We start from the raw sequence: 26,700 nt of genomic DNA on the forward strand, positions 1-26,700 counted from the left end.
CATATCTAAAATAATTATGGTTCTTTGCTTTAAGTCTTCTCAATCTTATATTTGCTACAACGAAAAATCAGATAACCAACAAGGTAAAGCAGCAAAGAGTATTTCTACTCGTTAGCATAATTAGGTAAAGTTTGTAAAAAATGTTTACAAACAACTTAAAGATAGATATACTTACAAAGTAAACAAAAAAAATTCTTAAGGAGGTCGAATGAAATGATGGTAATCGTTAAATTGATGTCACTGGTAGTTACAACTTCAGCAAAAAAGAATATCACACATTCGACCAGTTCGGAATGGATCGCTTAAGTTTTTTTTGTAATTAAGTATACCCATACCGCAGGGAGAAGTGTGCCCCTGCGGTATTTTTGTGCCTTTTTTACCGTAGGGGAGTCTCTCTACGGTTTTTTTCATTTTTTAGGGTAATTTAAGGAGGTGATAATAAATGACATTAAACATTTTTTCTCTTACGATAACTGTTACAAAACGTGTAATCTCTCATGAGAAAGCACTTCATAATGAAAATGTGAAAAAAATCTTTGAAGAGAACCGAAGAAAAGCAGAAAATTATTTTCGTCAATATTAATTTTGTTTTAATTAAATAATATGAAAGGTGGGAATTGAAATGATTTTTATGAACAAAAGACGTCATGCAGTTTTATGGCTGGAGAAAGACTCAACCTAGCTCATAGAATGAAGCATGAAGTAAGATAAAGTAACAATATCGCTATCTAAATTTAAAATCTCAGTAAAGCTAACCCGTTCTAACCTAGGACGGGTTGCTTTTAGGAGGTATCTTGCATTTTTAAGCGATATTATAACTTACAACTTGATGTAGTTGTGGAAAATGCGGAATTACATTGTTAGGGAATTTCTAATCCTAAAAAGCTTCTTTGATATTGAAATTAAACTTGGCAATTTTTAATTGCTTAATTTAATTACTCCGTTAATCTGCCCCGTTAGCACAATAAGATAAATAAAAAAGGCATTAATCGTTCTCGGATCAATACCTACTCTTAATTTTGCTAATGAATAAGTAACTCTTATTCAACAATAGCTCCCGATTGTGGAATAACGATTAGCTTCTATTAGCTAGTTTGTATTCTATATATCATAATTTCTATTTTTTCACTTAGTTAAATGAGGTTAACTCTCGTGAAACAGATTTTAAAAACTCTTTCTCAAACTTATATTATTGCTCCATTAATCGGTCCTTTTCATAAATAACGACGTATTTCTCATTAAAGAAAAGCGCCCGAGTGTGGATGATTGTTCTTCAATTTAGGTGCGTAATTGAAGTATGAACGATAAAAAAGCCAGTTTTAAAGCATAACAGCATTTCTTGGACTATTGTGTTACCTAATCTTTTATTTGGTTGCCCTTCTTTTATGCACAATACCATTTATTAATAATATAATAATTAATATTATAGACATATTAAATGCCGTTTTGGAAATTTCCGCTTTTACTAAAATGGCCGTAAAGTTATTTAATAAGATAACAGCACAGATAATAAACGATAGATTAGCAATAGATTTATTGTTCATATGTCCACACGCTCCATAACTTTGATATGGATTATTATACCATTACGAAGATGATGGTAATTATAATTGATAAGACTTTCCCCAAAAAGGCGTTTAGTAACATCCTTAAAAGATTGTTATTCAACAAAACATATCGAAAATTATGTTACATATCATTTACTTACATTAATTCAAATTCTTCTACCTCAACGTTCCATTCATCGAATTTTTAAAATTGTTTCTTTTAGAGTTCAGACCAAAGATTGTACGTGGTAAACTGAATCTATGGTGTAATTTTGAAAGTAGGTTTGTTCAATGGAATTCGTCATCTTTTTTCTGATTGGAATTATAGGTAATGTAGTCGGTACATTGGTCGGAGGAGGGGGACTGATTAGCTTACCCACTATGTTACTTATGGGGTTACCCGTGCATTCAGCAATCGGTGCAAACAAGGTTTCCAATACCGTCAGTTCACTCTCAAGCTTTCTTGTCATCTTAAAGAGAAAAGAAGTTTCCACGAAAGAAGCATTATTAGTCCTAATGTTTTGTCTTGGAGGAGGTATTTTAGGTGGACTCATTGCTTCATTTTTAAGCGGAAGTACCCTAACGATTATTGCAATCATTTTATTAAGCTTTGCATTTGTAACTTCCTTCATGAATACAGGTAATTTTGATGGAACTGAACAGTTTCATGCAAATAAAAAATCAGGAACTGCACTGATTGGTATAGGAATGTATGACGGAATGTTTGGGCCAGGAAGCAGTACACTTGCGATGTATTTATATGCAAGCCAAAAAATTGCCTATATCCGAGCAGTTGGCTTAGCAAGAGTTGGCGTTTTTGCAAGTTGCTTTGGTTCTGCCATCACTTACATATCAACGGGGAAAATTTTCTGGCCACTTACCATAGCATTAATGCTTGGATCCATTATTGGTGCACAGTTCGGTGTAAGATTAGCTCGTAAATTAAAAACGAAACATGTAAAACTACTACTTAGATTAGTAACAGTTATTTTAATCCTACAAATGATTGTAGATTACTTTAATTTTAAAGGTATCTTATTTGAAGATACTAATTAAACTACAATTCTAACCAGCGTCCATCACACTTTTGAATCGGCGCCTCCTCCTTGATTTAAGGATAATATTTATCGAGGTTCTAATAAAAAAAAATCAGAATTCTATTCAACTTGTTCTTCAACTATCCTGCCCCGTTAGTTTAATTATATTGCTTCACAAACTCTTTAACATTAATTATTGAATATTTATATTATAGGGTTAATTCACAATCTGGAACGATTGCTAAAAAAATACACTCTTCTTCAAAAATTAACCCTTCAATTGATTAACCGCTGATTATTTTAGCACTATTAAGAAGAATAAATCTAATTAGATGCCAAATACATTGCGGTGATTTGGTTTCATTTTGTTAGATTTGGTTTTGTAATACTCTATCGCTGATTAAAAATTGTTATGGAGGGTAATATGTAATAATAAAAGAGGTGATAGTAATGTCTAACATGATAAAACAAGAAGAAATTGAAACATTAAGAGAGTTAATAAAAGATATCGACATGGCTATGTTGACTACAGCTACCGAAGAAGGTCTTGTTTCACGCCCCATGAAAACGCAAGAAGTAGAGTTTGATGGTGACTTATGGTTTTTCACTAAAAAAGATACAAATAAATATGATGAAATATTACAAAATCAAGATGTTAATGTAGCATATGTTGGTAAATCCTATGTTTCCGTGCGTGGAAGAGCAGAAATCATTGAAGATTTAGACAAGAAAAAGGAATTGTGGAGTAAAGTATATGAGAAAATTATGCAAACTTCTTATGATGATCCTAACCTTATCCTGATAAAGGTGAAAGCTGAAGCAGCCGAATATTGGGAAAGCGGAAATCTCATAAAGAAGATTGTCTTTTATTATAAACGCATGACGGGGCAAAGCTCTCAAACGACAGACATTAATGAAACGCTTGAATTAGATAATTAACTACAAAAATGGATTGTCCGGTAATAGGACAATCCATTTTTCCATGTTGAGGTAGCTCGAAAATAGTTAAAAAACAATCTAACGGACCAATACAAAGAAATCCTATAAAGGAAGGCTTATTTGCCATACCCTTTTTAATATATCATGTAGGTTTTATATTTTTTATTGAAAAAATCATGACAACTATTAGCTGTTTCTGTTGAATAGTTAAAATGCAATTAAAGCGGTATTTGGCGTATTTATGAAACTCTCATGATTCCAAAACGTATGTATAGTAACTATTAATCAGACGGAGTGATAAAGATGTTAATAGCTTTTTATAGTACACTCATTATCTTCTTCATCTTATTTATTTTCACAATTGGTTATTTCCTCCACCTCATAAAACAAAAAAGGGCAACTGGCGGCAATGTCCTAGCTTTAACCTCTCTGTTACTCTTAACCGGTATTATTTCAGGCATATATGGATTCGACTTTTATAAATTGCAAACTGGTGAAGTACAAATAGCACAGGGCGAATGCTTTATTGGGTTTAATGATAACGGCAAAAGTATTGCAAAAACTACAGTTGAAATAGATGAAACAATTTATCAAATAAAGGGCGATACATTCAAGCGTTTACCAGATGGAACTTATCATTGTAAAATTCACTATTTACCAGTTACTAAAAGTATTGAATCTTTAGAAATCGAAAATAAATAATAGAATTAGCAGGGATTTAACTGACTACTATTTATTCAAATATAGTGTGATGCTTTAACTTAAAATTTTAATGAATTTTGAGATTGATGATCAAAATAACGGACCTTATTAAAGAAAAGCGCTCGATATTTGAACAATAATTCCACTACATAAAAACAAAATGGATAAATATAGAAACGTCACGTTCCGTTATGCTGGTGAGTAGCAAACACAAATTATTTGTACTAATTGTAGTTAATGCTAAAAAAATCATTAATTAAAATATTTTAACTTTAAAAACAATACTAAATACCGTTTTTTATAAACCATTCTTGTGTGAAAAATGTGTATAAACTTTTCTTTTTCTATCCTTTTCTAACGTATTCTCAGAAAAAGGAAAAGCGCCCCAAATCCTTTATACGAAAGGATTTGAAGCGCTTTTCTATAGGTTCTCATTCTATCGGAACCTTGATACGTCCCAGGAGGGATTCGAACCCCCGACCGTACGCTTAGAAGGCGTATGCTCTATCCGGCTGAGCTACTGAGACATTTGACAATCAAGTTAGTTAATAACCTGAAAGACAATTATTATTATAGCCATTAAAAATTTAAAAGTCAACGGTATTTATAAAAAATATTTGATTTCCTTATAAATTTTTCCGTTTATAGAATTACTCGGTTAATTCATAAGCATTTGTAAAAATTACTTCACCTTTATCAGTATATGCTGTAACAATCCATTTATGATTGACCCATTCCACTAATGCATAGCTTTTTTCAGCAAGTACACGGGGTTTCAGGAGGCTGCCTGGATTCACAAATAATATGTTGTCCACTAGCTCTGCTCCCAATACATGTGAGTGGCCGAAAAAGCTGACGTTCGCCTGTACTTCTTTTGAGCGATACAGTAAATTCATGATTGTCGATTTTACATTTAGCAAATGGCCGTGTGCAACGAATATTTTCTTCCCTTCCACTTCAAATAACTCTTCTTCCGGAAATCGATCATCACCGTCACAATTGCCGCGCACTTTCCACACATCATCTAAATAAGGATGGTCATAGGCAAGCTCACTGTCACCACAATGAATAATAGCATCAACATTTTCAAACGATTCACGAACACGTTTAATTACCTCTGCATCTCCATGGGTATCACTCATCACTAACAGCTTCATTTACTACACCTCCAAATTTTAAAGGAGTCCAGTTACTTCGGAAAATTAGATTTTCCAAAGCTTCTGGACTGGTTTTAATATATTTATTGGACACTTTTTTGATTTTATTGGACACATTACGTGGTTTATTGGACACTTTTCTAGATTTATTGGACAGTTCACGATTTACCGGACAGATTTTGAATTTTACCGGACACTTTCTCAAATTTACCAGACACTTTTCTAAAGTAACCAGACACAATCCCAGCTTTACCGGACATTTCGATAAAACCGTTTCCCCAGCATCCCACTAGCTCACCACCAACCAAACCCTACTTCATCAAATTAGTCAGCTCTTCACCAAGCTTGCGAATTGCGTTACCACGGTGCGAGATTGCACCTTTTTCTTCTGGTGTTAGCTCGGCCATTGCACGGTTTAACTGTGGAACATAGAAGATTGGATCATAGCCAAATCCGTTTGTGCCGCGTTTTCCCTCTAGAATCACGCCTTCACATGTACCGAACACCGTATGAGTCTCGATCTCTGGGCCAGCGATGGCTAAAGCGCAGCAAAAGCGTGCAGTTCGTTCTGCTTCAGGTACACCATCCAATTTCTCTAAAACTTTTACGATGTTTGCTTCATCATCATGGTCGCCAGCATATCGAGCAGAATACACGCCTGGTTCGCCTCCTAGGGCGTCTACAGCTAGTCCACTATCATCTGCTATGACAAGTTTGTTAAGGGCACGAGAAAGGGTTTCAGCCTTTAGAATGGCATTCTCTTCAAAGGTCTTGCCTGTCTCCTCGATTTCCATGTCAGGTGCCACATCGAACATAGTTACGACTTCGTAGCCTAGTGGAGAAAATAGTGCCTCGAAATCCTTTGCTTTACCTTTATTTTTCGTAGCGATAACGACTTGTTTCATTACGCTTCCTCCTTTGCATCCCTTACTAAAGCGGCTGCTTCACCAAGTGCAGTTTTTTGAATCTCGATTAATTCACGGATTCCATTTTCGCCTAAATCCAATAATTCGTTAAGTTCACTGCGTGAAAAAGTTGCTTCTTCACCCGTTCCTTGGATTTCAACGAAGCGGCCACTTCCCGTCATTACAAGATTCATGTCAACTGCAGCAGCAGAATCTTCAATATAATTCAAATCTAATACAGCACCTATTTCATCGACAAAACCTACACTTGTTGCAGCTAAGTAATCGACAATCGGGAATTTTGCAAAGGGTTTATTCTCGTGAATTTTCGCTAGTGCTTGAGTTAATGCAACGAATGCTCCTGTGATTGAAGCAGTACGTGTGCCCCCATCAGCCTGGATGACATCACAATCAATCCAAATTGTTTTTTCGCCTAGTGCTTCTAAATCGACAATTGCACGTAATGCACGGCCGATTAGGCGTTGAATTTCCATTGTACGACCGTTAATTTTTCCACGAGAGGCATCACGCTGTGTACGCTCTGCTGTTGCTCTTGGCAGCATAGAATATTCAGCGGTAATCCACCCTTTACCTTGGCCGCGTAAGAAGCCCGGTACGCGATCATCTACTGTAGCTGTACAAATGACCTTCGTATCTCCCACTTGAATCAGTACAGAGCCTTCTGGGTGCATTAAATAATTCGTTTCTATTTTTACTGGTCTTAGTTGTTCGACCGCTCGTCCATCATGTCTTGTCATATATATCCTCCTAGTTGTTTCGCGCTACCCATCTTACCATAATTTATCACTCTTTTCGAGTCGTGTACCTGGTCCTTGAACAATTCTGAATATTCTAGGGACCAGGTACACAAACAATTCTCACACAATTCACAAAAAAACTCGAAAGCAGGGGATCCTGCTTTCGAGTTATGTTTAGTTTGCATATCAAATTTGAATTGTAAAAGAGATATTACCAATGAATGAGGTTACAATTTTATTCGTCGGATATCTAGTTTTTCGGATTCCAACCAATTGTTAGCAATTAATTGAAAAATTGGTACTGAGCCTGTTGTATAGAATACATGGTGCGGCTTATCTTTTGAAGTTGAAAGCTTCTGGTTATATTCTAGTAGGTCTTTTACTTCTTTAGCCGTTTCCTCTGCTGATGAAAGGACTGCTACATGTGGTCCTACAACTTTTTCGATATAGTGCTGGATGATTGGATAGTGGGTACATCCTAATATAACTGTATCAAACTTTTTGTCGGCTAGCGGCTTTAACCCTTTTGCTACTAAGTCGAATGCAAACTGTCCCTCATATTCGCCACTTTCTACAAGTGGTACAAATGTTGGACACGCAAGAGGAATTATTTTCGCTTTCGTACTTAAAGAAAGTAGAGCATTTTCATATGCTCCACTTTTTATAGTGCCTTCAGTTGCAAGTACGACAATCTCATTACGTTTTGTTTTTTTCTCTGCAGCGCGTGCACCTGCATTAATAACACCGACAACCGGAATTGACAGATGCTTCTGCAGGCTCTCTAACGCTACAGCTGTTGCTGTATTACATGCGACGACGAGCATTTTGATATTCATTTTTTCTAATGCTTTAGCCATTTGCCATGTAAAATGTAAAACTTCGCGTCTGTTACGCGGTCCATATGGACATCTTGCTGTATCACCAATATAGTAAATTGTTTCATTTGGTAATAACTTCATCATTTGTTTTGCAACCGTTAAGCCGCCAACGCCAGAATCAATAACGCCTATCGGGGCATTCACTAAAACCGCCTCTATCCTATTGCATTTGTTGATGTAGTTTGTGCAGTAGTTTTGATAGGTTATTTACTTCATCCTCATCAAATTCTAATAACACATCGTGTAAGTAATTCTGTCTTTTTTCGATTACTTCTTCGATTATTCTTGCGCCCTCTTGAAGTAAATGAATGTGTACAACTCGGCGGTCTTGCTCGTCACGAATACGCACTACTAATTCATTTTTTTCCATACGATCAACTAAATCAGTTGTCGTACTAAAAGCCAAATACATTTTATTCGATAATTCACCAATTGTCATATCGCCTTTTTCATGTAACCATTGAAGCGCTATGAATTGGGGAGGTGTTATCGTATAATTACTTAAAATTTCTCTACCCTTTTGTTTAATCAAATGTGAAATAAACCGAAGTTCTTTTTCTAAAAACGCTACAGTTTCTTGGCTGTGCATTTCGTCCTTCCTCATAATAGTGCAGTCACACTCCTCAAGAATCAATTCAGTCTATAGCGACTTTGAAGTCCGTGTATACTACTCGGAACAAAATTTATATGCTAGACATTAATATCTAACTCTATTTTGAAGTGTTTTAGACGAAATAGCAAGCATCCAATTAGTGTAATGATAATTCTTCTAGCCTCAGCAATTCTATTAATGCTTGTGATCTACTGGATACGCCCAGCTTTTGAATCGTGTTTGAAATATGATTACGCACCGTTTTCTCGCTAATGCCCAACTTCTGCGAAATGTCCTTAGTTGAATAATCTAAGATAAGTAACTGGAAAATTTCCCGTTCTCGTTTCGTCAAAAGTGAACGATGCTGCGGGCTATTCATAAGGCAACACCCTCCTATCTCCTCTTCTATGTAAAGTATGTCAAGAGTTGAAAGGCTGTGAGGGCATTTTCACTATTTCTCCTGTAATATTAATTTTTCTTTTTCATCCCATGGAATGGCTTTACCTGAAGACTTGTCGATTTGAACAATCGTGCCTCTGCCGATAAAACAAGGTTCGTCTTTTTCGTTTCTCGCTAGATAATGAATGTCGATGGAAGAGTTACCAATTCGTGCTGCCTTTACATAGATTCGTAGAGTTTCATCAAAATAAACTTGTTTTAAATAATCACACTGCAAATCTGCTACAACTGGAATTTTCGTCATCTCTGTTGAGGACCAATCCATGAAACCAAGCTGTTTTAAATATTCAATACGTGCATATTCAAAGTATGCAAAAGGTATCGTATTGTTCAAATGACCATACATATCGGTTTCTGAAAATCGGACTGTAACCTCTACGAAAAACTTAAACTCCTCCTGCCATTTTTGCAGATCAGTAATATAACTTGCCTTCATACTAAAAACCCCTTCCCCTTTTTCTCCCTATTCCCCTTATTCAAAGTGACTTCGCAGTATTGTTCACTAACAAAACAACGAAAATGAATAGTGGTTCATTTAATTATAGCAAATATAACAAGGTTGGATAAAGGAGATTGTCTTACTAATTTAGTCTGTAATGGAAATGATATCCTCAAAAATTGGTATAGGGTTCACAAACAAAATCGTTAAGCTATCCATTTATGCTTTATCTTGCGAATAGGAATCATTTTAGAAGAAGTGTTTTAAGGGTCTGAAGATTTTTATATCGCCCTATCATATGCAGCACAACGTAAAAAGGGTATCTAAAAGTCACAAATATGACTTAGATACCCTTTTCTTATATAGGAAGAAACTAATACTTGTTAATTAAACTAATAATATATTAGTCAACCATATGGTCTGAACCGAAGAAGTTACGGAACATTTGTACAGTTGTTTCACGGTTAAGTGCTGCAATTGATGTTGTTAATGGAATACCTTTTGGACATGCAGCTACACAGTTTTGTGAGTTACCGCAGTTTGCAAGGCCACCATCTCCCATAATTTCTGCAAGACGTTCATCTTTATTCATAGCACCTGTTGGGTGAGTATTAAATAAACGTACTTGTGATAATGGAGCTGGTCCGATAAATGACGCACCTTCAGATACGTTTGGACATGCTTCCATACAAACACCACAAGTCATACATTTTGATAATTCGTAAGCCCATTGACGTTTACGTTCCGGCATACGAGGACCTTCACCTAAATCATAGCTTCCGTCGATTGGCACCCAAGCTTTAACTTTTTTAAGTGCGTTGAACATACGGCTACGGTCAACTTGTAAGTCACGTACTACAGGGAAAGTTTTCATAGGCTCTAAACGAATAGGTTGCTCTAATTGGTCAATTAGAGTAGAACACGATTGACGTGGACGACCATTAATAACCATAGAACAAGCTCCACATACCTCTTCAAGACAGTTCATATCCCAAGTTACTGGTGACGTATTTTTCCCGTCAGAAGTAACAGGGTTTTGTTGAATTGCCATTAAGGCAGAGATCACGTTCATACCAGGACGATAAGGCACTTCGAATTTTTCCCAACGAGTTGCGCCACCTTCAGTATCTTGACGAAGGATTTCCATTTTAACAGTTCTTCCAGTTTCTACTGGTGTTGTCATGATTAATGACCTCCCTTAAGTTTATGAAGAATAGTCACGTTTACGTGGCGGAATTAGGGAAACATCTACTTCTGCATAAGAAATTTCAGGTTCACCAGTTTGTGGATTGAACTTCGCCATTGTTGTTTTTAAGAAGTTCTCATCATCACGTTCTGGGAAGTCTGGCTTGTAGTGCGCTCCACGAGATTCGTTACGTAAAAGTGCGCCTTTAGTAATTACACGAGCAAGGTATAACATGTTTTTCAACTGACGAGTAAAGTGGGCACCTTGGTTACTCCATTTTTGCGTGTCGTTGATGTTGATGTTTTCCCAACGTTGTAGTAATTCTGTAAGTTTGTTGTAAGTTGCTTCAAGACGATCATTGTAACGTACTACTGTTACGTTATCAGTCATTAATTCACCCAGTTCTTTGTGAATTAAGTATGCGTTTTCAGTTCCGTTCAAGTTAATGATTGCATCCCATTTTTCTTGTTCTTCCTGGATGCGAGCATCGAAGATAGATTGTGGAAGATCTTCCGCACGTTTCTTTAAGCCTTTAACATATTTCACAGCGTTTGGTCCAGCTACGCTACCACCATAAATCGCTGAAAGTAATGAGTTTGCTCCAAGACGGTTTGCACCATGTTGTGAATAATCACATTCACCAGCAGCAAATAGGCCTGGAATTTCAGTCATTTGATCGTAATCTACCCATAAACCACCCATTGAGTAGTGAACTGCTGGGAAGATTTTCATTGGTAATTTACGTGGGTCATCCCCTACGAATTTTTCGTAGATTTCGATGATACCACCAAGTTTTACATCTAACTCATGTGGATCTTTGTGAGAAAGATCTAGGTATACAACGTTTTCTCCGTTAACACCTAATTTTTGGTTTACACATACGTCGAAGATTTCACGTGTCGCGATATCACGAGGTACTAAGTTACCGTAAGCTGGGTATTTTTCTTCTAAGAAGTACCAAGGCTTACCGTCTTTGTAAGTCCAAATACGACCACCTTCACCACGTGCAGATTCTGACATTAGACGGTTTTTGTCGTCTCCAGGAATCGCTGTTGGGTGAATTTGGATCATTTCACCGTTTGCATAAGTTGCACCTTGTTGGTAAACAATTGATGCTGCAGAACCAGTGTTAATAATTGAGTTTGTAGATTTACCAAAGATGATACCAGGACCACCTGTTGCCATAATTACAGCGTCAGAGCGGAATGATTGGATTTCTTCAGTTTTCATATCTTGAGCTACGATACCGCGGCAATGTCCTTCATCATCAAGAACAGCTCCAAGGAATTCCCAGTGCTCGTATTTCGTAACTAAGCCATCTACTTCATAACGACGAACCTGCTCGTCCAATGCATAAAGTAATTGTTGACCAGTAGTTGCACCAGAGAATGCAGTACGGTGCATTAATGTACCGCCGAAACGACGGAAGTCAATAAGACCTTCTGGTGTACGGTTGAACATAACACCCATACGGTCGAATAAGTGGATGATACCAGGGGCAGCATCACACATTGCTTTTACAGGTGGTTGGTTTGCTAAGAAATCTCCACCATAAACAGTATCATCAAAGTGGATCCATGGAGAATCCCCTTCACCTTTTGTATTTACAGCTCCATTAATTCCGCCCTGTGCACATACAGAGTGTGAACGTTTTACGGGAACTAATGAGAATAATTCAACTTCAGCGCCTTCTTCGGCAGCTTTCATCGTAGCCATTAAACCGGCTAAACCGCCACCTACGACGATGATTTTGCTTTTCGCCATGATTACTCTTCACTCCTCTTAATTTGCTATAACCTGTTTGGATATACTAGTAATGTAATTATACGAATGCTAGGATTGCAGCAATACCAACGATACTTAATAGAACGAAGAAGATCATTGTTACGTAAGTTGCAACTTTTTGTGCGCTTGCTGATTGTGTAATACCCCAGCTCACTAGGAATGACCATAAACCGTTTGCTAAGTGGAATGTTGCAGATAAGATACCTACAATATAGAATGCTAACATTGCTGGATTGCTAACAATTTCTGCCATCATATCGAATTCAACTTCTGCACCAAGTGCTTTTTGAATACGTGTTTGGAAAATGTGCCAAGCAATGAAAATTACAAGGAATACTCCTGTAAAACGTTGTAATACGAACATCCAGTTACGGAATGTACCAAAGCGTTTTACGTTTGGTGTAGCAGTGAATGCAATATACAGACCATATAATCCGTGGAATAAAATCGGTATGTAAATTACAATCCATTCAACAATTAACAATAGCCAATGTGGAACTAAATCCATCATTCCAACTGAATTATTGTAAGTGTCTTCACCACCAGTAGCAGTAAAGTTCAGTGATAAGTGGAACACTAAGAACAGACCTACAGGAATTACACCTAGCAGTGAATGTAAGCGTCTCCAGTAAAACTCATGATTTTTTGACAAGACTATTACCCCCCTCAGTACTTTTAAATACGCATGACAATATCGTCACCATTTTGTAAAGGATCCTTCATTGACTGTGTATTTCATAATGGTACAATATTATGACATGTCCATTGTACTCTCAAGTAGTACAAGCGTCAAGGTAGCTTCCGATTTTTTATACTTCCTTTTAAAGAATAATTATTCTAATTTAGGTGGAAACTTTCTAGTTATCTAAAATTTTTTGTTAATTTAAGCTTAAACAAGAAAAATAAGAAAGAGGTATTTTTAAAATGACATCAATGGAGAACAAAACTATCCCAGTATTTGGATATGATATTTTGCGGGACTACTTACTCCCAACAATCTTAGGAAAACATGAAAAAGATGTACTTTACTGGGCTGGTAAGGACTTAGCAAGAAAATTCCCCTGTATGGATATCCAGCTCATCATCTCGTTTTTCCAAGATGCAGGCTGGGGCATTTTAACTTTAACAGAGGAAGAAAAGGATGGCTATATTTTTCAACTTTCAAATGATGTCGATTTATTAAAAATTACAGAACGCTCTTTTAGGATTGAAGCGGGATTTATCGCCCAACAAATCCAATCCATAAATGGCTACTTAACTGAGTGCTATGACGAAAAAGATGAAAAACAACACCAAATCACCTTTACGGTAAAATGGGACCCAAAAGAGAAAATACAGTAAGGGAAAAATTGCTAATTTTTCAACTTCTACCCATTATTAATAAATACTTCTTCTATATAAATATAAAAGCCAATTCTTGTAAAATGAGTTCTCACAAGAATTGGCTTTTTACATCGTCACTATACTAGCGCTTCTTCTAGATTAAACTCATCGTGTAATACATTTGCAGCTCTTACCATTTCATCCTGTGGTACGACAACAGAAACTTTAATTTCCGAAGTACTAACCATTTTAACTAGGATTTTCTCTTTACATAATCGGTCAAACATTCGAGCAGCTACACCCGGATTCGAAACCATTCCCGCACCAACGATTGAAACCTTGGCTAATCCTACCTCAAAGTCGGCAAAGCTAAATCCTAGCACAGGCTTGTTCTTTTCCAATACTTTTAAAGCCTCTGCAAAGTCTTCTTTTGCAATTGAAAAAGAAACAGTTGGCTTCACCCCATCAATTACAGCCTGCACAATGATATCCACATCAATTTTATGTTCTGCAAGTGTAGTAAAGATATCAGAAAGAGACGATTGTTCATATGAATCATAACCGACTGTTAAGCGAATTATATCTGCTTCATATGCTACCCCACGAACAATTAAATTTTTCTCCATGTCAATCTCTCCCTTTATCAATGTACCTTCTTGGTTTCCTGTACTTGAGCGTACAAGTAATGGCATTTCAACTATTTTCGCAAGCTCCACTGCACGGGGGTGAATTGAATAGGAGCCAAGATTTGCAAGCTCTAGCAACTCATCATAAGTGATTTGCTTTAGCTTTCTTGCTTGGTTAACCACTGCAGAATCAGCAGTGTAAATTCCATCTCGAACCGTTAAGATTTCGACTTGTTCTGCATCAATTGCTGCTCCGATAGCGACAGCTGTTGTTTCTGTTCCTCCCTCACCCATCGATAGAATATCACGATTTCGATTAATTCCTTGCGAACCCGCAACAACTACAATTTCATCGTTGTTTAAGTGTTCTAGTATATACTCATGTTGGATACCATCTATCAAAACGTTTTGATTGGACTCAGTTACTTCAATCCCGGCTTGCCATCCATTTAGAGATTTCGCTTTTGCACCCTTCTTTTCTAAGGAAATTGCTAGTAAACTAATTGCCACCTGGCTATTTAAAGCATTGAGTGCATGGAGCTCTCTATCAGAAGGATTGTCCGATAAGATTTGGGAATATGGTAGCAGTCTATCCTCTAAAGTTTCTAGTGCTGGAACAACTGCAACGATTTGGTTGCCAGCGTTTTTTTGTTCTATTAAACTATCTGCAATTTGTTCAATTTTCTCTGGTGTTGCAAGAGAAGTACTATCAATTTTCACTACAATGCTTGGCATAAAACCACTCTCCTTTTCAAAGGCATTTTTCTTCAAGGTCAATAGTTTTTCTATTCAGATAATTCATTTCACTATTACCCGCTTTAGAATACAAAAAAGACAGTCTTCCACAAAGCGTGAAAAACTGTCTCAGCACAAACCTATCGTTACGGAACGTTCAGAGATAGCCCTCCAGAACCCTGTATTTGATTCTGACAATCTTGCATTTCTTCAATGCAAAACCAGCAAATAAATCTAGGCAATGGATTTATCACTTCGGCAAGGGACCCTTTCAACTTCTATCAACGGATTTGCCCATCCTCCAGAAAGTCTACTAATGCAGCTTGCACCTCTATCTTGTTATAACTATTAAATTAACATTATCATACAATTATTCTGTTGACAACGAATCTTTGTGGAAGTGATTATAGATGGCTGTTGCTGTTGCACTTGGAATTTGTGCCTTCATCAGCTCTTCTACAGATGACTCTTTAATTTTCTTAATAGAGCCAAAATGCTTTAGAAGCTGTTGCTTCCGTTTTGGTCCTACTCCTTCAATTTCGTCTAATACAGACTGAATCGCATGGGTTTGATGCTGCTGACGTAAAAATGTAATAGCGAAACGATGGACCTCATCTTGAATTCTTTGCAGTAAATAAAAGCCATCGCTTGTTCTTTTCATCTCGATTGGCACTGGAGGGTCACCATATAATAGCTGGGACGTATTATGCTTATTGTCCTTTGCAAGTCCTGCTATAGGTATGAATAAACCTAATTCATCCTCAATAACCTCTCGTGCGACCTCCATCTGACCTTTCCCACCATCGATAATGATTAGATCAGGTAATGGCAAGTCTTCTTTAAGAACTCGTGTATATCTGCGTCTAATAACCTCTTGCATGGCGCCATAATCATCATGCTTCGCCGTTTCACGCAATTTATATTTTCGATATTCTTTCTTCGCAGGCTTCCCATCTACAAAAACGACCATGGCTGAAACAGCATCTGTCCCATGCATATGACTGTTATCGAATGCTTCAATACGAAGGGGTGGGCTGATTTCCATAGCATCTCCCAGAGCTTCACATGCTCCAACGGTACGTTCCTCTTGACGTTCAATCAGCTGGAATTTTTCGCGGATACCAATTTGAGCATTTTTCATGGCCAAGTCGACAAGTTCCTTTTTTGAGCCACGTTTAGGAATTATTACCTTTACGTCGAGATACTTTTCCAGAAGGGCTTTGTCAATCTGAGAAGGAATGAAAATTTCCTTAGGCTTGATGTGCTCTGGAATATCATAAAATCGTCCGACAAATGTAAGAAACTCCTCTTCAGAATCTCTATAAATCGGGAAAATCGATACATCACGTTCGATTAACTTTCCTTGTCTGACAAAGAATACCTGAACACACATCCAACCTTTTTCAACAGCGTAACCAAACACATCACGGTTCGATAGATCTCCTGTTACCATTTTCTGTTTTTGCATCACTGTCTCAATATGGGTAATTTGATCTCTAAACTCTTTTGCCCGCTCAAATTCTAAATTCTCTGCTGCTTCAAGCATCTTCTTTTCAATATCTACTTTTACATCCTCGAATCCGCCATTTAAAAACCTGGAGATTTCCTCAATCATTTCATCGTAAATCTTTGGCTCAATGTCTTTTACACAGGGAGCTAAACACTGACCGAGATGGTAGTATAAGCAAACACGATCTGGAAGCCGTGCACACTTTCTTAATGGATATAACCGATCCAGGAGCTTGCGTGTTTCATTTGCTGCACCAGCATTAGGATAAGGACCGAAATACTTCGCCTTATCTTTTTTCACTTTTCGTGTTGTTAATATGCGCGGATATTTTTCATTCGTAATTTTGATATATGGGTAGGTCTTATCATCCGTCAGCATAATGTTGTATTTCGGGTCATGCAGCTTGATTAAATTCAGCTCTAAAATTAACGCCTCTAGGTCACTTGATGTAACTATATATTCAAAGTCTTCAATTTCACTTACTAATCGTTGTGTTTTGCCATCATGTGTTCCATTGAAGTAAGAGCGTACTCGGTTTTTAAGCACCTTTGCCTTACCTACATAAATAATCGTGCCCTGACGATCTTTCATTAAGTAACAGCCCGGTTCATCTGGTAATATGGCTAATTTATTTTGAATTGTATCATTCATCTATCTCACCCTTACGAGCTATTTTCTCTATTATATCGGATTTAAAGAGGTTTACGCGATTGTTTACTGTCCAATGTGACGATTTTGATTTTGCATTATCCACATTTAACAGGCTCCTAAACAAAAAACATCCCAAAAGCATGTAAGCTTTTGGGATACTCTATTATTGGTTTTCGTTAATGAATTCGATTAAAGCTTCTTTCGGCTGGAAACCAACTGTTTTTGCTTTAAGTTCGCCGTCTTTGAATAATAATAATGTTGGAATTGACATTACTTGATATTCAGCAGCAGTTGCTTGGTTGTTGTCTACATCTAATTTCGCGATTTTAACTTGGTCACCAATTTCAGAATCGATTTCTTCTAATACTGGAGCGATCATTTTACATGGTCCGCACCAAGTAGCCCAAAAATCTACTAATACAACGCCTGAAGCGATTTCTTCCGAAAAGTTTTGATCTGTTACATGTACAATTGCCATTTTAATAGCCTCCTTAAATCTAACATCTGAATGTAGTATATCACGATAGAAATTTTTGAGATAGTAAAGTGAACTGAAAATGACCCATAAAATTTACAATTCTTTTATAATCTTAACGAAAAAAATAGAAGGAGTTTGAAATTATTATGGGGAAATTCAGTTCTTGCAAGGTCGGATATATTTGAATACCAAAAAACCTCACCAATATTTTGGCAAGGTTTCAAGGTATCTATCCATTAAGAATTTACTTTTAACGCTTTAAACTCTTCAATAAGCATTGGAATTACTTCAAATAAATCGCCAACAATTCCATAGTCAGCTACTTTGAAGATATTTGCTTCTGGATCCTTGTTAATCGCAACGATTACTTTAGAATTCGACATACCAGCTAAATGCTGGATTGCTCCAGAAATTCCTGCTGCAATATATAGGTCAGGTGTTACAACTTTACCTGTTTGTCCGATTTGTAGTGAATAATCACAGTAATCAGCATCACATGCTCCACGTGAAGCACCTACAGCACCACCAAGTAGGTTGGCAAGTTCTTTTAAAGGCTCGAATCCTTCAGAAGATTTCACACCACGCCCACCAGCTACAACAACTTTCGCTTCCGATAAATCTACACCAGTAGTTGCTTTACGAACTACATCTTTAATGATTGTACGTAAATTTTGTACATCCACTGAGATAGAAGCCACATCACCAGTTAGGCTTGCATTTTTATCTAAAGGCTTAATGTTGTTCGGACGAATCGTCACAAATATTACACCGTCTTTAATTTTTACTTTTTCAAATGCTTTACCAGAATAAATCGGACGAACGAAAACTGCATCTTCTCCTGAGCCTTCAATTTCTGTAACATCTGAAATTAGACCAGATTTTAATTTTGAAGCTAATTTAGGAGATAAGTCTTTCCCTAAAGATGTATGACCAAATACAACACCCTCTGGTTTTTCTTGCTCATAAACCGCTAAGAATGCTTGGCTATAGCCATCTGATGTATATGCTTTTAAATGTGGATGCTCTACAGTTACCACTCGATCTGCACCATAAGTAATTAACTCGTTTGCTAGCTGCGTGACACTATCACCAAGTAATACACCTACAACCTCGCCACCATCAGCAATTTGCTTTGCTGCAGCTACTGCTTCAAATGAAACATTACGTAAAACACCATCACGAACTTCGCCTAATACTAATACTTTGTTTGCCATTTGAAATCCCTCCGTTACCGTCTTTTTTCTTTAGACTACTTTTGCCTCTGAATGAAGTAAGTTAACTAGTTCCTTCACTTGTTGTGAAAGCTCTCCTTCTAATACACGACCAGCTGCTTTTTGAGGTGGTAAGAAAATATCCACAATCTCGATTTTCACTTCTACATCGTCCTCATCAAGATCTAAATCATCTAGTTCAAGCTCTGCAAGCGGTTTCTTCTTCGCTTTCATAATCCCTGGAAGAGATGGATAGCGTGGTTCGTTTAACCCTTGTTGAGCTGTCACTAATAACGGTAAAGAAGTTTCGATAACCTCAGAATCCCCTTCGATATCACGAACAATCTTCACATTTGTACCATCAATCTCTAAATCAGTAATTGTTGTTACATAGTTAATACCTAGTAAGTCTGCAACACGTGGACCAACTTGACCAGTACCGCCATCAATTGCAACATTACCAGCTAAAATTAAATCTACCTCTTTATCTTTTAAATATTCTGCTAGAATAATAGCTGCAGAATATTGATCTAATTCATCTAAATCATCTTCTGTATTGATAAGTACTGCTTCGTCAGCACCCATTGCTAGAGCTGTTCTTAGCTGCTTCTCAGCATCTTCCCCACCGATTGTTACTACTGTTACTTTACCGCCTTTGGCATCACGCACTTGAATCGCTTCTTCAATTGCATACTCATCATAAGGATTAATGATAAATTCAGCACCATCTTCTTGAATCTTGCCATTTGCAATAACAATTTTTTCCTCAGTGTCAAATGTACGTTTAACTAATACAAAAATGTTCATATTACTAACCTCCCAATGCGATTATCAGATTGCTTGTACAATCTATGATTTATTTTGCTTTGCTATGAAACTAACAAATTACTTCCCTGTAAAGGTAGGCATACGTTTTTCAAGGAATGCTTGAATACCCTCTTTTGCATCCTGAGATTCAAAAACAGTACCAAAGCTATCTGCTTCTGCCTTAACTCCGTCATAATAGGCTGGATGCTTACCGAACTGCAGCATATCAATAGTTGCTTTTAAAGTAACTGGACTCTTTAAAGCTATCTTTTTAGCAATCTCCAAGGATTTTGCTAGAAGCTCCTCAGCCGGGAATGCACGAGTTGCAAGACCTGCTTGAACTGCTTCTGCTCCTGAAATTGGTTCGCTTGTAAAGAGCATTTCTGCTGCTTTTGCTACCCCTACATAACGAGGTAATCTTTGTGTTCCTGCAAAACCAGGAATCAGTCCTAGCTGAAGCTCAGGTAAGCCTAACTTCGCATCCTCTGAAACATAACGAATATGACAGGCCATCGCAAGCTCTAAGCCACCACCTAAAGCAGCTCCATGAATCGCAGCAATCACTGGTTTAGAGAACGTTTCTAATCGTTCAAAAACTTTTTGACCACTAGACGCTAATTTAGAGAATTCTTCACCTGATGAAACCTCGGTAAATTCTTTAATATCAGCACCAGCAGAGAAGAAGCGCCCTTCGCCGTGAAGAACTATCACACGAATTGCATCATCATTTTCGACTGTACTTAACATCTCATCTACTTCTAAGATTAAGCCACGTGATAATGCGTTTGCAGGAGGTCGTTGAATTGTTACAATTGCTACCCCTTCTTCAACTTTCCAACTTAGAAATTCCATTCTCCCACTCCCTTTAAAAAACTTACTTATCGTTAACCCCTAGTGATAAGTCTTATTCAGATATGAGAATTTTAAATTCTCGTACCTGAAAGGATATTGCCTCATAGAATCTATTCAAGAAGCGCAAGGCTTCGACAAAGCTTCAGCCTAAATATATGAAGTTTGAAGCTTTGTTAACCTTTTAAACCATTTAACAGCATATGCCTTACTTTCGGCGCCGTCTCTATTAAATCGTATCTGAACTCATTCATGACCCAGCTTGTGATCGTTTCATCAATTGTTCCAAATACCATTTGTCGAGCAATTCTTACATCCATAGTAGAATTAAACTCTCCTTTAAACATACCCTCGATTAGAATCTCGTCAAGCAGCTTCAAATACTCTTTTAAAATGGAGTTAATCTTCAACCTGAGATCTTTATTTGACTGCCTTAACTCTAATTGCGTCACTGTTGCAAGGTGGCGATCATTTGCTAAAACATTAAAATGGTTATCAATCATTTGTGATAATTTGTCAGTAGATGACTCACCGTTTTTAATGATTTCTTGTAGAGATTCTACGAAGACACCCATTTTTTCTTGAAAGACAGAAATCAAAATATCTTCTTTATTTTTGAAATATAAGTAGATTGTTCCGTCTGCAACACCTGCTTGCTTTGCAATTTTAGAAATTTGCGCTTGATGATAGCCGTTTTCTGCAATTGCAATTACAGCAGCATCGATTATTTGTTTATATTTGGGTTTATCTCGTTTCATGCTGTTCACCACCGTTAAAAACTTGGCTTATTGTTTTTCGAGTCTCAATAAGCCTTCACCTGTATTTTCGACTAGACAAAATAATTTTGCCTAAAAAAAATACGAAAATATGAATGATGATTCATTCATATTTTCATATTATAATTTAATAAAGATTCTGTCAATCATTGTACTAAATTATTTTGCTTGTAACTCAGCATTTTTTTGTTTTTCTTCTTCAATTAATGTACGCCTTAAAATTTTCCCTACTGCGGTCTTCGGCAATTCTTTGCGGAACTCGTAATGACGTGGCACTTTGTAGGATGCCAGGTTTTCACGACAGTATTTGTTTAATTCTTCTTCTGTCACTGTTTTTCCTTCACGTACCACAACATAAGCCTTAACAGTTTCTCCGCGATACGGATCAGGTATACCTGCAACTACACATTCCAAAATTGCTTCATGCTCATAAAGCACTTCCTCGACTTCCCTTGGGTAAATATTAAAGCCTCCAGCAATAATCATATCCTTCTTGCGATCAACTACATAAAAATAGCCTTTATCGTCCATATAGCCTAAATCACCTGTTAAAAACCAACCATCCACAAATGTCATAGCCGTCTCCTCTGGACGATTCCAGTAGCCTTTCATAACTTGTGGACCCTTCACAGCAATTTCTCCTACCTCACCTGGCGGTAAAAGCTCTCCCTCTGACGATTTGATAATAGCAGCCTCCGTATCTGGCCAAGGTACACCGATTGAACCAGTAATACGATTTTCCCAAATAAAATTAGCATGTGTTACTGGAGATGTCTCTGTTAGCCCATATCCCTCAACTAATTTCCCACCTGTAACTGCTTCGAATTTTTGCTGTACATCCACTGGTAAAGGCGAGGAACCACTTAAACACGCTTTAATAGATGACAAATCATAGTTCCCTATATCAGGATGATTTAACAACCCAATGTACATTGTCGGTGCCCCTGGGAAAAGTGTAGGCTTCTGTTTTTCAATCGTTTTCAGAACCTGCACTACATCAAATTTAGGCAGTAAAACCATTTTAAACCCTTGCATAACTGATAAAAGCAGTACCGTTGTCATTCCATATACATGGAAAAATGGCAATACACCTAAAAGGATTTCCTCTCCATCTTTACATTGGTACATCCATGCATCACACATTTTGGTATTAGCAATTAAATTTTTATGCGTCAGCATTACACCCTTTGGAGATCCAGTTGTGCCTCCTGTATATTGTAAAAGTGCGATTTCCTCTGCGATATCGAACTCCTCTAGCTGAATAGGTGTTTGCTCGCTAGTACGCAAAATTTCAGTAAATAAATGCGTTAGTCCCTTATGCTCTACCTTTACACTAAATCCATATTGTTTTTTCTGGATAAATGGATACACAAGGTTTTTAGGGAAGGGTAAATAATCCTTTATTCCTGTAATGATAACGTTTTCAATTTTTGTGTCCTTTAATACTTTTGTAATGCGTGGATATAGAATATCCATAGCTAAAATAACTTTTACGCCTGCATCGGTCATTTGATATTGAAGCTCACGTTCAGTATAAAGTGGATTTGTTTGAACGACGATACCACCAGCATATAAGGTACCATAGTAGGCAATAACAGATTGCGGACAGTTCGGCAGCATAATAGCCACTCGATCGCCCTTTTCAACACCTAAACGCCTCAAATAGTTCGCAAATTTTAATGAAGATTCATAGAGTTCCTTGTACGTTACATCTTTCCCCATGAAATGTATCGCAACCTTACTAGGATAATTCTCATACGCCCTAGTTAAAAAGCTTTGGACTGGAACATTCTCGTAAGTCATGCTGTGTGGTATTTCTTGAGGGTACTGGGAAAGCCAAACCTTGTCAGTCATTAACAACTCCCCTTCGTTCAATGTTTTAAATATTCTTACAATTATTATAATGCAAAAGGAAAGGTCTTTCAAACTATTTTTATAAAACTTTCGATTTTTAGCTAGAAAATTCTATTTTATTCTATTTATGTGCAATATTTAATAGATTCATATTTCCCATATAATTTGTTGATTCTTAAGTAGGAGGGGGAACAGATTTACGGTTGAGGTAGAAGGTGATGTCATAGTTTTCCTTTTAAGGGGCTAATTAGGATAGTGTTCGACTAGGTTATGTCTTATTTCACTTATTCTCCTCAAAACGAGCTCTATTTTTTCAAATAACCGAAAAATCTCCGCTTATTTTCACTACAATAGCCCCCCTTTTATCGCGAACCCCAATGCTCATTGACAAATACCAGTATCCCACTTCCCTTGCTTTATCCACTCACAGCCAAACTAATAAAAAAGACAAGTAGACCTCGAGCATCTACTTGCCTTTCAAAAAAATCTTATAGAGTTGTTAAATAATAGATTCCTACGAGTACAAATAATATACAAACTACGATTAATACTTTCGCTAATTTTTCCATATCTATGCTCCTACAATATACTTGCACCGATTACAAAGGAGAGTCCGAGTGAAATTGTGAAGGAAATAAAACCGACTGAACGATTTTCGTTTTCAATTTCTTCGTCTACTTTAAAACGAGGTGTTAAAAATTCAAATAATAGGTAAGCAAAGATTAACAAAGTAAATCCAAATAAGCCCCACCCAATCATTTCTAGCAAAGTAGAGTGTCGTTCAATAGAGTATCTGAAAATATTACATATACCTAGAATTTTACCGCCTGTTGCAAGGGCTACAGCAACATTCCCCTTCTTTATCTCTTCCCAGTTTTTATACTTTGTTACAAGCTCGAATATTACCATCGAAACGATTAAACAAAGCACCACTACACTAAAGTAACCGGCTGTTTCGACTAAAGGATGTTGCCAAAACTTCGAATCTAGCAATAAAGTCAACTCCTTTTTCACCTATCTAATGTGAATAGCAAATTTCTTTTGAGATTTTACCCGAGTATACTCGGGTAAAATTCATTTTCTCAGGATTCATCTGTACTGTTTTATTTTAACTCCACTACAGTTACACCAAACCCACCTTCTCCAGCCTCACCGTATCGGAATGACTTCACACGCTTATGACCCTTTAAAAAGCTTTGGATCCCTTGTCTTAGTGCACCCGTTCCTTTACCATGAATGATTGAAACACGGGGATAGTTTGCTAAAAGTGCATCATCGATATATTTTTCGGTTCTTAATATCGCTTCTTCATATCGTTCACCGCGTAAATCTAATTCTAGTTTAACATGACCACCGCGATTTTTCACATTTGTCATGACAACTGTCTGCTTTTCTTTTTCAGGCTTTAAATACTGTAAATCTGATTCTTCAAGCTTCATTTTCAGAATACCGATTTGAACGACCCATTCAGTATCTGATACTTTTTCTACTAGCGTTCCTTTTTGACCGTAGCTCAGGGCTTTTACCTCGTCCCCAAGCTTTAAGTTTTGAGCTCGTTCTCGAATTTGCGCTTGTTTTTTAAGTACCTGATTTTCCTGCGGCGCTGCGGCATCTAATTTTTTCTTTGCTTCAATTAACTCATGCTCTTTTACAACCTTGCTTGCATTTGCTCGCATTTCACGGAGCTCCGCTATTACCTTTTCAGATTCTTCCTTCGCTTCATCCACAATTTTACGCGCTTTTTCTTTTGCTTTTTTCTCTAAAGCTTCCTTTTTCTCGTCATAGGTTCTTAATCGTTCCTCTAGCTGCTCATGTAATTGCTGAGCTTCTTCTAATAATGCATGAGCTTCGTCTGCTTCACGTTCAGAACGACGTCGACTTTCCTCTAATGAGGCTATCATAGATTCGACTTCATGGCGGTCAGAGCCTGTGAAGCTACGTGCTTGCTGAATTATTGATTCCTTTAAGCCAAGACGTTTTGAAATTTCAAAGGCATTTGAGCGACCTGGCACACCAATTAGTAAACGATAGGTTGGGCTCAATGTCTCGATATCAAATTCCACACTTGCATTGACCACTCCTGGACGATTATAGCCATATGCTTTTAGTTCGGGATAGTGAGTAGTTGCCATTACTCGTGCCCCACGCCCAACTACTTCATCTAGAATAGAGATTGCTAGTGCTGCTCCCTCTTGAGGATCTGTACCTGCTCCTAATTCATCAAATAAAACAAGCGAACGAGCATCAAATTTACCTAATATATCAACAATATTGACCATATGAGAAGAGAAGGTCGATAACGATTGCTCGATAGATTGCTCGTCCCCGATATCTGCAAATAATTGATTAAACACTGCTAGCTCAGAACCGTCTAACGCTGGTACTGGTAACCCTGCTTGTGCCATTAACGTACATAGACCCACCGTTTTTAAGGTTACAGTTTTACCACCAGTATTTGGACCAGTAATTACGATTGCTGTGACATCTTGCCCTAATTCTATTGTGTTTGGAACTGCTTCTTCAATTGAAATTAGTGGATGTCTCGCTCGAACTAAACGGATATAGCCTTCTTCATTCATTTTTGGCTTTGTGCATTTGTTAGCTTGACCATATTTACCTTTTGCCAGGATGACATCGATGTCACCTAAAATTTGAACAAGGACAAATAAATCGTGGGCAACCTCCTGCACTCTCACCGATAACTCCAATAAGATTCGTTCGATTTCAGCTTTTTCCTTCACCTTTAAACGCTGTATTTCATTATTTGCTTGTACAACTGATTCTGGCTCTATGAATAATGTTTGTCCTGATGAGGATTGGTCATGGACAATCCCACCGTAATGACCTCGGTATTCTTGCTTAACAGGAATAACAAATCGTTCATTACGAATAGTTACGATTGCATCAGAAAGCATTTTTGTGGCATTAGAACCACGAGTAAAGCTTTCTAATTTTTGCCTTACCTTCGCCTCCTCTGCACGAAGAGATTGTCGTATTGAACGCAATGTGGTACTTGCAGAGTCTAATACTGCTCCATTATCATCAATACAATCATTGATTTCATGCTGTAATGCCGTTAAAATAGGCATTTGCTCTTTTCTTTCAACAAAATGAGGAATTGTAATTGTGTCTTCCTGTTCAATATCCTCGATGAAATTTCGAAGGATTCTACTTGCACGAATGGTACTGGCAATCTCCATTAACTCCATCGAGCTCAACATGCCACCAATCTGTGCACGCTTCGATTGAGGGCGTACATCGAAAATACCACCCATTGGTACATTTCCTTTTACACGCAAAATGGAAAGACCCTCATCCATTTCTTCTAACAGCTCCACCACTGTTTTAAAATCAGTTTCAGGAATTAGTTGCCCGATTGCACTTTGTCCTAATGAAGAGGTACAGTATTTTGCAACCTGTTCTCGTACTTTGTCGTATTCTAATGTCCTTAATGCGCGTTCAGCAATCACTCCCGAACACCTCCTAGCTCTTATAA

Annotated in this window: 26 protein-coding genes, 1 tRNA gene and 1 riboswitch; of the genes, 5 read left to right on the forward strand and 22 right to left on the reverse strand. The window is 37.3% G+C overall.

Annotated elements, in window-relative coordinates; genetic code table 11:
* Positions 1 to 442 precede the first annotated feature (442 nt).
* From BJ095_RS00850 to BJ095_RS00865, 4 genes are all read left to right on the forward strand, one after another.
* Entirely contained in the window at positions 443 to 583 is a 141-nt protein-coding gene (locus BJ095_RS00850) for a YrzI family small protein (RefSeq protein WP_107934112.1), read from the forward strand.
* A gap of 1,255 nt (positions 584 to 1,838) precedes the next feature.
* Entirely contained in the window at positions 1,839 to 2,603 is a 765-nt protein-coding gene (locus tag BJ095_RS00855; RefSeq protein ID WP_107934114.1) for a sulfite exporter TauE/SafE family protein, read from the forward strand.
* A 431-nt stretch (positions 2,604 to 3,034) separates the two neighbouring features.
* A complete protein-coding gene (locus tag BJ095_RS00860) occupies positions 3,035 to 3,523 on the forward strand; it encodes a pyridoxamine 5'-phosphate oxidase family protein (protein WP_107934116.1) in 489 nt (162 codons plus the stop codon).
* 303 nt (positions 3,524 to 3,826) lie between these two features.
* Positions 3,827 to 4,225, forward strand: coding sequence for a cobalamin biosynthesis protein CobN (locus BJ095_RS00865; protein ID WP_107934117.1), 399 nt, complete (start codon positions 3,827 to 3,829; stop codon positions 4,223 to 4,225).
* A 453-nt stretch (positions 4,226 to 4,678) separates the two neighbouring features.
* On the opposite strand, the gene BJ095_RS00870 is transcribed toward BJ095_RS00865, so the two are convergent.
* From BJ095_RS00870 to BJ095_RS00920, 12 genes are all read right to left on the reverse strand, one after another.
* Positions 4,679 to 4,752 (reverse strand) — tRNA-Arg (locus tag BJ095_RS00870).
* A 123-nt stretch (positions 4,753 to 4,875) separates the two neighbouring features.
* Positions 4,876 to 5,382 (reverse strand): metallophosphoesterase, encoded by a 507-nt coding sequence (locus BJ095_RS00875; protein ID WP_107934119.1) that lies wholly within the window; start codon positions 5,380 to 5,382, stop codon positions 4,876 to 4,878.
* 158 nt (positions 5,383 to 5,540) lie between these two features.
* Positions 5,541 to 5,672 carry a hypothetical protein gene (locus BJ095_RS19335; protein ID WP_268968835.1) on the reverse strand — a complete coding sequence of 44 codons (132 nt, stop codon included), beginning with the start codon at positions 5,670 to 5,672 and terminating at the stop codon, positions 5,541 to 5,543.
* A 21-nt stretch (positions 5,673 to 5,693) separates the two neighbouring features.
* Positions 5,694 to 6,287, reverse strand: coding sequence for an XTP/dITP diphosphatase (locus tag BJ095_RS00880; protein ID WP_107934121.1), 594 nt, complete (start codon positions 6,285 to 6,287; stop codon positions 5,694 to 5,696).
* Positions 6,287 to 7,045 (reverse strand): ribonuclease PH, encoded by a 759-nt coding sequence (gene rph, locus BJ095_RS00885; RefSeq protein ID WP_107934123.1) that lies wholly within the window; start codon positions 7,043 to 7,045, stop codon positions 6,287 to 6,289. Before rph ends, BJ095_RS00880 begins: the two co-directional genes overlap by 1 nt.
* A 227-nt stretch (positions 7,046 to 7,272) precedes the next feature.
* Entirely contained in the window at positions 7,273 to 8,067 is a 795-nt protein-coding gene (gene racE, locus BJ095_RS00890) for a glutamate racemase (RefSeq protein WP_107934125.1), read from the reverse strand.
* Between the two features lie 16 nt (positions 8,068 to 8,083).
* Complete coding sequence (locus BJ095_RS00895) at positions 8,084 to 8,512, reverse strand: MarR family winged helix-turn-helix transcriptional regulator (RefSeq protein ID WP_235867537.1); 429 nt, start codon at positions 8,510 to 8,512, stop codon at positions 8,084 to 8,086.
* 160 nt (positions 8,513 to 8,672) lie between these two features.
* Positions 8,673 to 8,894: a helix-turn-helix domain-containing protein gene (locus BJ095_RS00900; protein WP_036198757.1), complete on the reverse strand. Its 222-nt coding sequence runs from the start codon at positions 8,892 to 8,894 to the stop codon at positions 8,673 to 8,675.
* Between the two features lie 72 nt (positions 8,895 to 8,966).
* Positions 8,967 to 9,410, reverse strand: coding sequence for an acyl-CoA thioesterase (locus tag BJ095_RS00905; RefSeq protein ID WP_107934129.1), 444 nt, complete (start codon positions 9,408 to 9,410; stop codon positions 8,967 to 8,969).
* Between the two features lie 406 nt (positions 9,411 to 9,816).
* Positions 9,817 to 10,596, reverse strand: coding sequence for a succinate dehydrogenase iron-sulfur subunit (sdhB, locus tag BJ095_RS00910; RefSeq protein WP_107934131.1), 780 nt, complete (start codon positions 10,594 to 10,596; stop codon positions 9,817 to 9,819).
* 21 nt (positions 10,597 to 10,617) lie between these two features.
* Positions 10,618 to 12,363 carry a succinate dehydrogenase flavoprotein subunit gene (gene sdhA, locus BJ095_RS00915; RefSeq protein WP_107934133.1) on the reverse strand — a complete coding sequence of 582 codons (1,746 nt, stop codon included), beginning with the start codon at positions 12,361 to 12,363 and terminating at the stop codon, positions 10,618 to 10,620.
* Between the two features lie 58 nt (positions 12,364 to 12,421).
* Entirely contained in the window at positions 12,422 to 13,036 is a 615-nt protein-coding gene (locus BJ095_RS00920) for a succinate dehydrogenase cytochrome b558 subunit (RefSeq protein WP_107934135.1), read from the reverse strand.
* Between the two features lie 272 nt (positions 13,037 to 13,308).
* Between BJ095_RS00920 and BJ095_RS00925 the strand changes: the two genes are divergently transcribed.
* On the forward strand, positions 13,309 to 13,725 hold the full coding sequence (locus tag BJ095_RS00925) for a YslB family protein (protein WP_107934137.1): 417 nt from the start codon (positions 13,309 to 13,311) through the stop codon (positions 13,723 to 13,725).
* Positions 13,726 to 13,844: 119 nt separating this feature from the next.
* Here the strand turns inward: BJ095_RS00925 and BJ095_RS00930 are convergent, their stop codons facing one another.
* From BJ095_RS00930 to BJ095_RS00975, 10 genes are all read right to left on the reverse strand, one after another.
* Positions 13,845 to 15,068: an aspartate kinase gene (locus tag BJ095_RS00930; protein WP_107934139.1), complete on the reverse strand. Its 1,224-nt coding sequence runs from the start codon at positions 15,066 to 15,068 to the stop codon at positions 13,845 to 13,847.
* A gap of 156 nt (positions 15,069 to 15,224) precedes the next feature.
* Positions 15,225 to 15,410: riboswitch (Lysine riboswitch) on the reverse strand.
* 28 nt (positions 15,411 to 15,438) lie between these two features.
* The gene (gene uvrC / locus BJ095_RS00935; RefSeq protein WP_107934141.1) at positions 15,439 to 17,229 is read right to left on the reverse strand and encodes an excinuclease ABC subunit UvrC; all 1,791 of its coding nucleotides are present in this window, start codon (positions 17,227 to 17,229) and stop codon (positions 15,439 to 15,441) included.
* A 163-nt stretch (positions 17,230 to 17,392) separates the two neighbouring features.
* Positions 17,393 to 17,746: a thioredoxin gene (gene trxA, locus BJ095_RS00940; protein WP_268968839.1), complete on the reverse strand. Its 354-nt coding sequence runs from the start codon at positions 17,744 to 17,746 to the stop codon at positions 17,393 to 17,395.
* A 197-nt stretch (positions 17,747 to 17,943) separates the two neighbouring features.
* Entirely contained in the window at positions 17,944 to 18,921 is a 978-nt protein-coding gene (locus tag BJ095_RS00945; RefSeq protein WP_107934143.1) for an electron transfer flavoprotein subunit alpha/FixB family protein, read from the reverse strand.
* Positions 18,922 to 18,951: 30 nt separating this feature from the next.
* A complete protein-coding gene (locus BJ095_RS00950) occupies positions 18,952 to 19,725 on the reverse strand; it encodes an electron transfer flavoprotein subunit beta/FixA family protein (RefSeq protein ID WP_107934145.1) in 774 nt (257 codons plus the stop codon).
* Between the two features lie 78 nt (positions 19,726 to 19,803).
* The gene (locus tag BJ095_RS00955; protein ID WP_107934147.1) at positions 19,804 to 20,577 is read right to left on the reverse strand and encodes an enoyl-CoA hydratase; all 774 of its coding nucleotides are present in this window, start codon (positions 20,575 to 20,577) and stop codon (positions 19,804 to 19,806) included.
* 173 nt (positions 20,578 to 20,750) lie between these two features.
* Positions 20,751 to 21,332 (reverse strand): TetR/AcrR family transcriptional regulator, encoded by a 582-nt coding sequence (locus BJ095_RS00960; RefSeq protein WP_107934149.1) that lies wholly within the window; start codon positions 21,330 to 21,332, stop codon positions 20,751 to 20,753.
* 177 nt (positions 21,333 to 21,509) lie between these two features.
* The gene (locus tag BJ095_RS00965; RefSeq protein ID WP_107934151.1) at positions 21,510 to 23,204 is read right to left on the reverse strand and encodes a long-chain-fatty-acid--CoA ligase; all 1,695 of its coding nucleotides are present in this window, start codon (positions 23,202 to 23,204) and stop codon (positions 21,510 to 21,512) included.
* Positions 23,205 to 23,783: 579 nt separating this feature from the next.
* Positions 23,784 to 24,197: a DUF350 domain-containing protein gene (locus BJ095_RS00970; protein WP_107934153.1), complete on the reverse strand. Its 414-nt coding sequence runs from the start codon at positions 24,195 to 24,197 to the stop codon at positions 23,784 to 23,786.
* 110 nt (positions 24,198 to 24,307) lie between these two features.
* On the reverse strand, positions 24,308 to 26,674 hold the full coding sequence (locus tag BJ095_RS00975) for an endonuclease MutS2 (protein ID WP_107934155.1): 2,367 nt from the start codon (positions 26,672 to 26,674) through the stop codon (positions 24,308 to 24,310).
* Positions 26,675 to 26,700 lie beyond the last annotated feature (26 nt).

It is taken from the genome of Ureibacillus chungkukjangi (genome assembly GCF_003217295.1).
GTDB classification, from domain to species: domain Bacteria; phylum Bacillota; class Bacilli; order Bacillales_A; family Planococcaceae; genus Ureibacillus; species Ureibacillus chungkukjangi.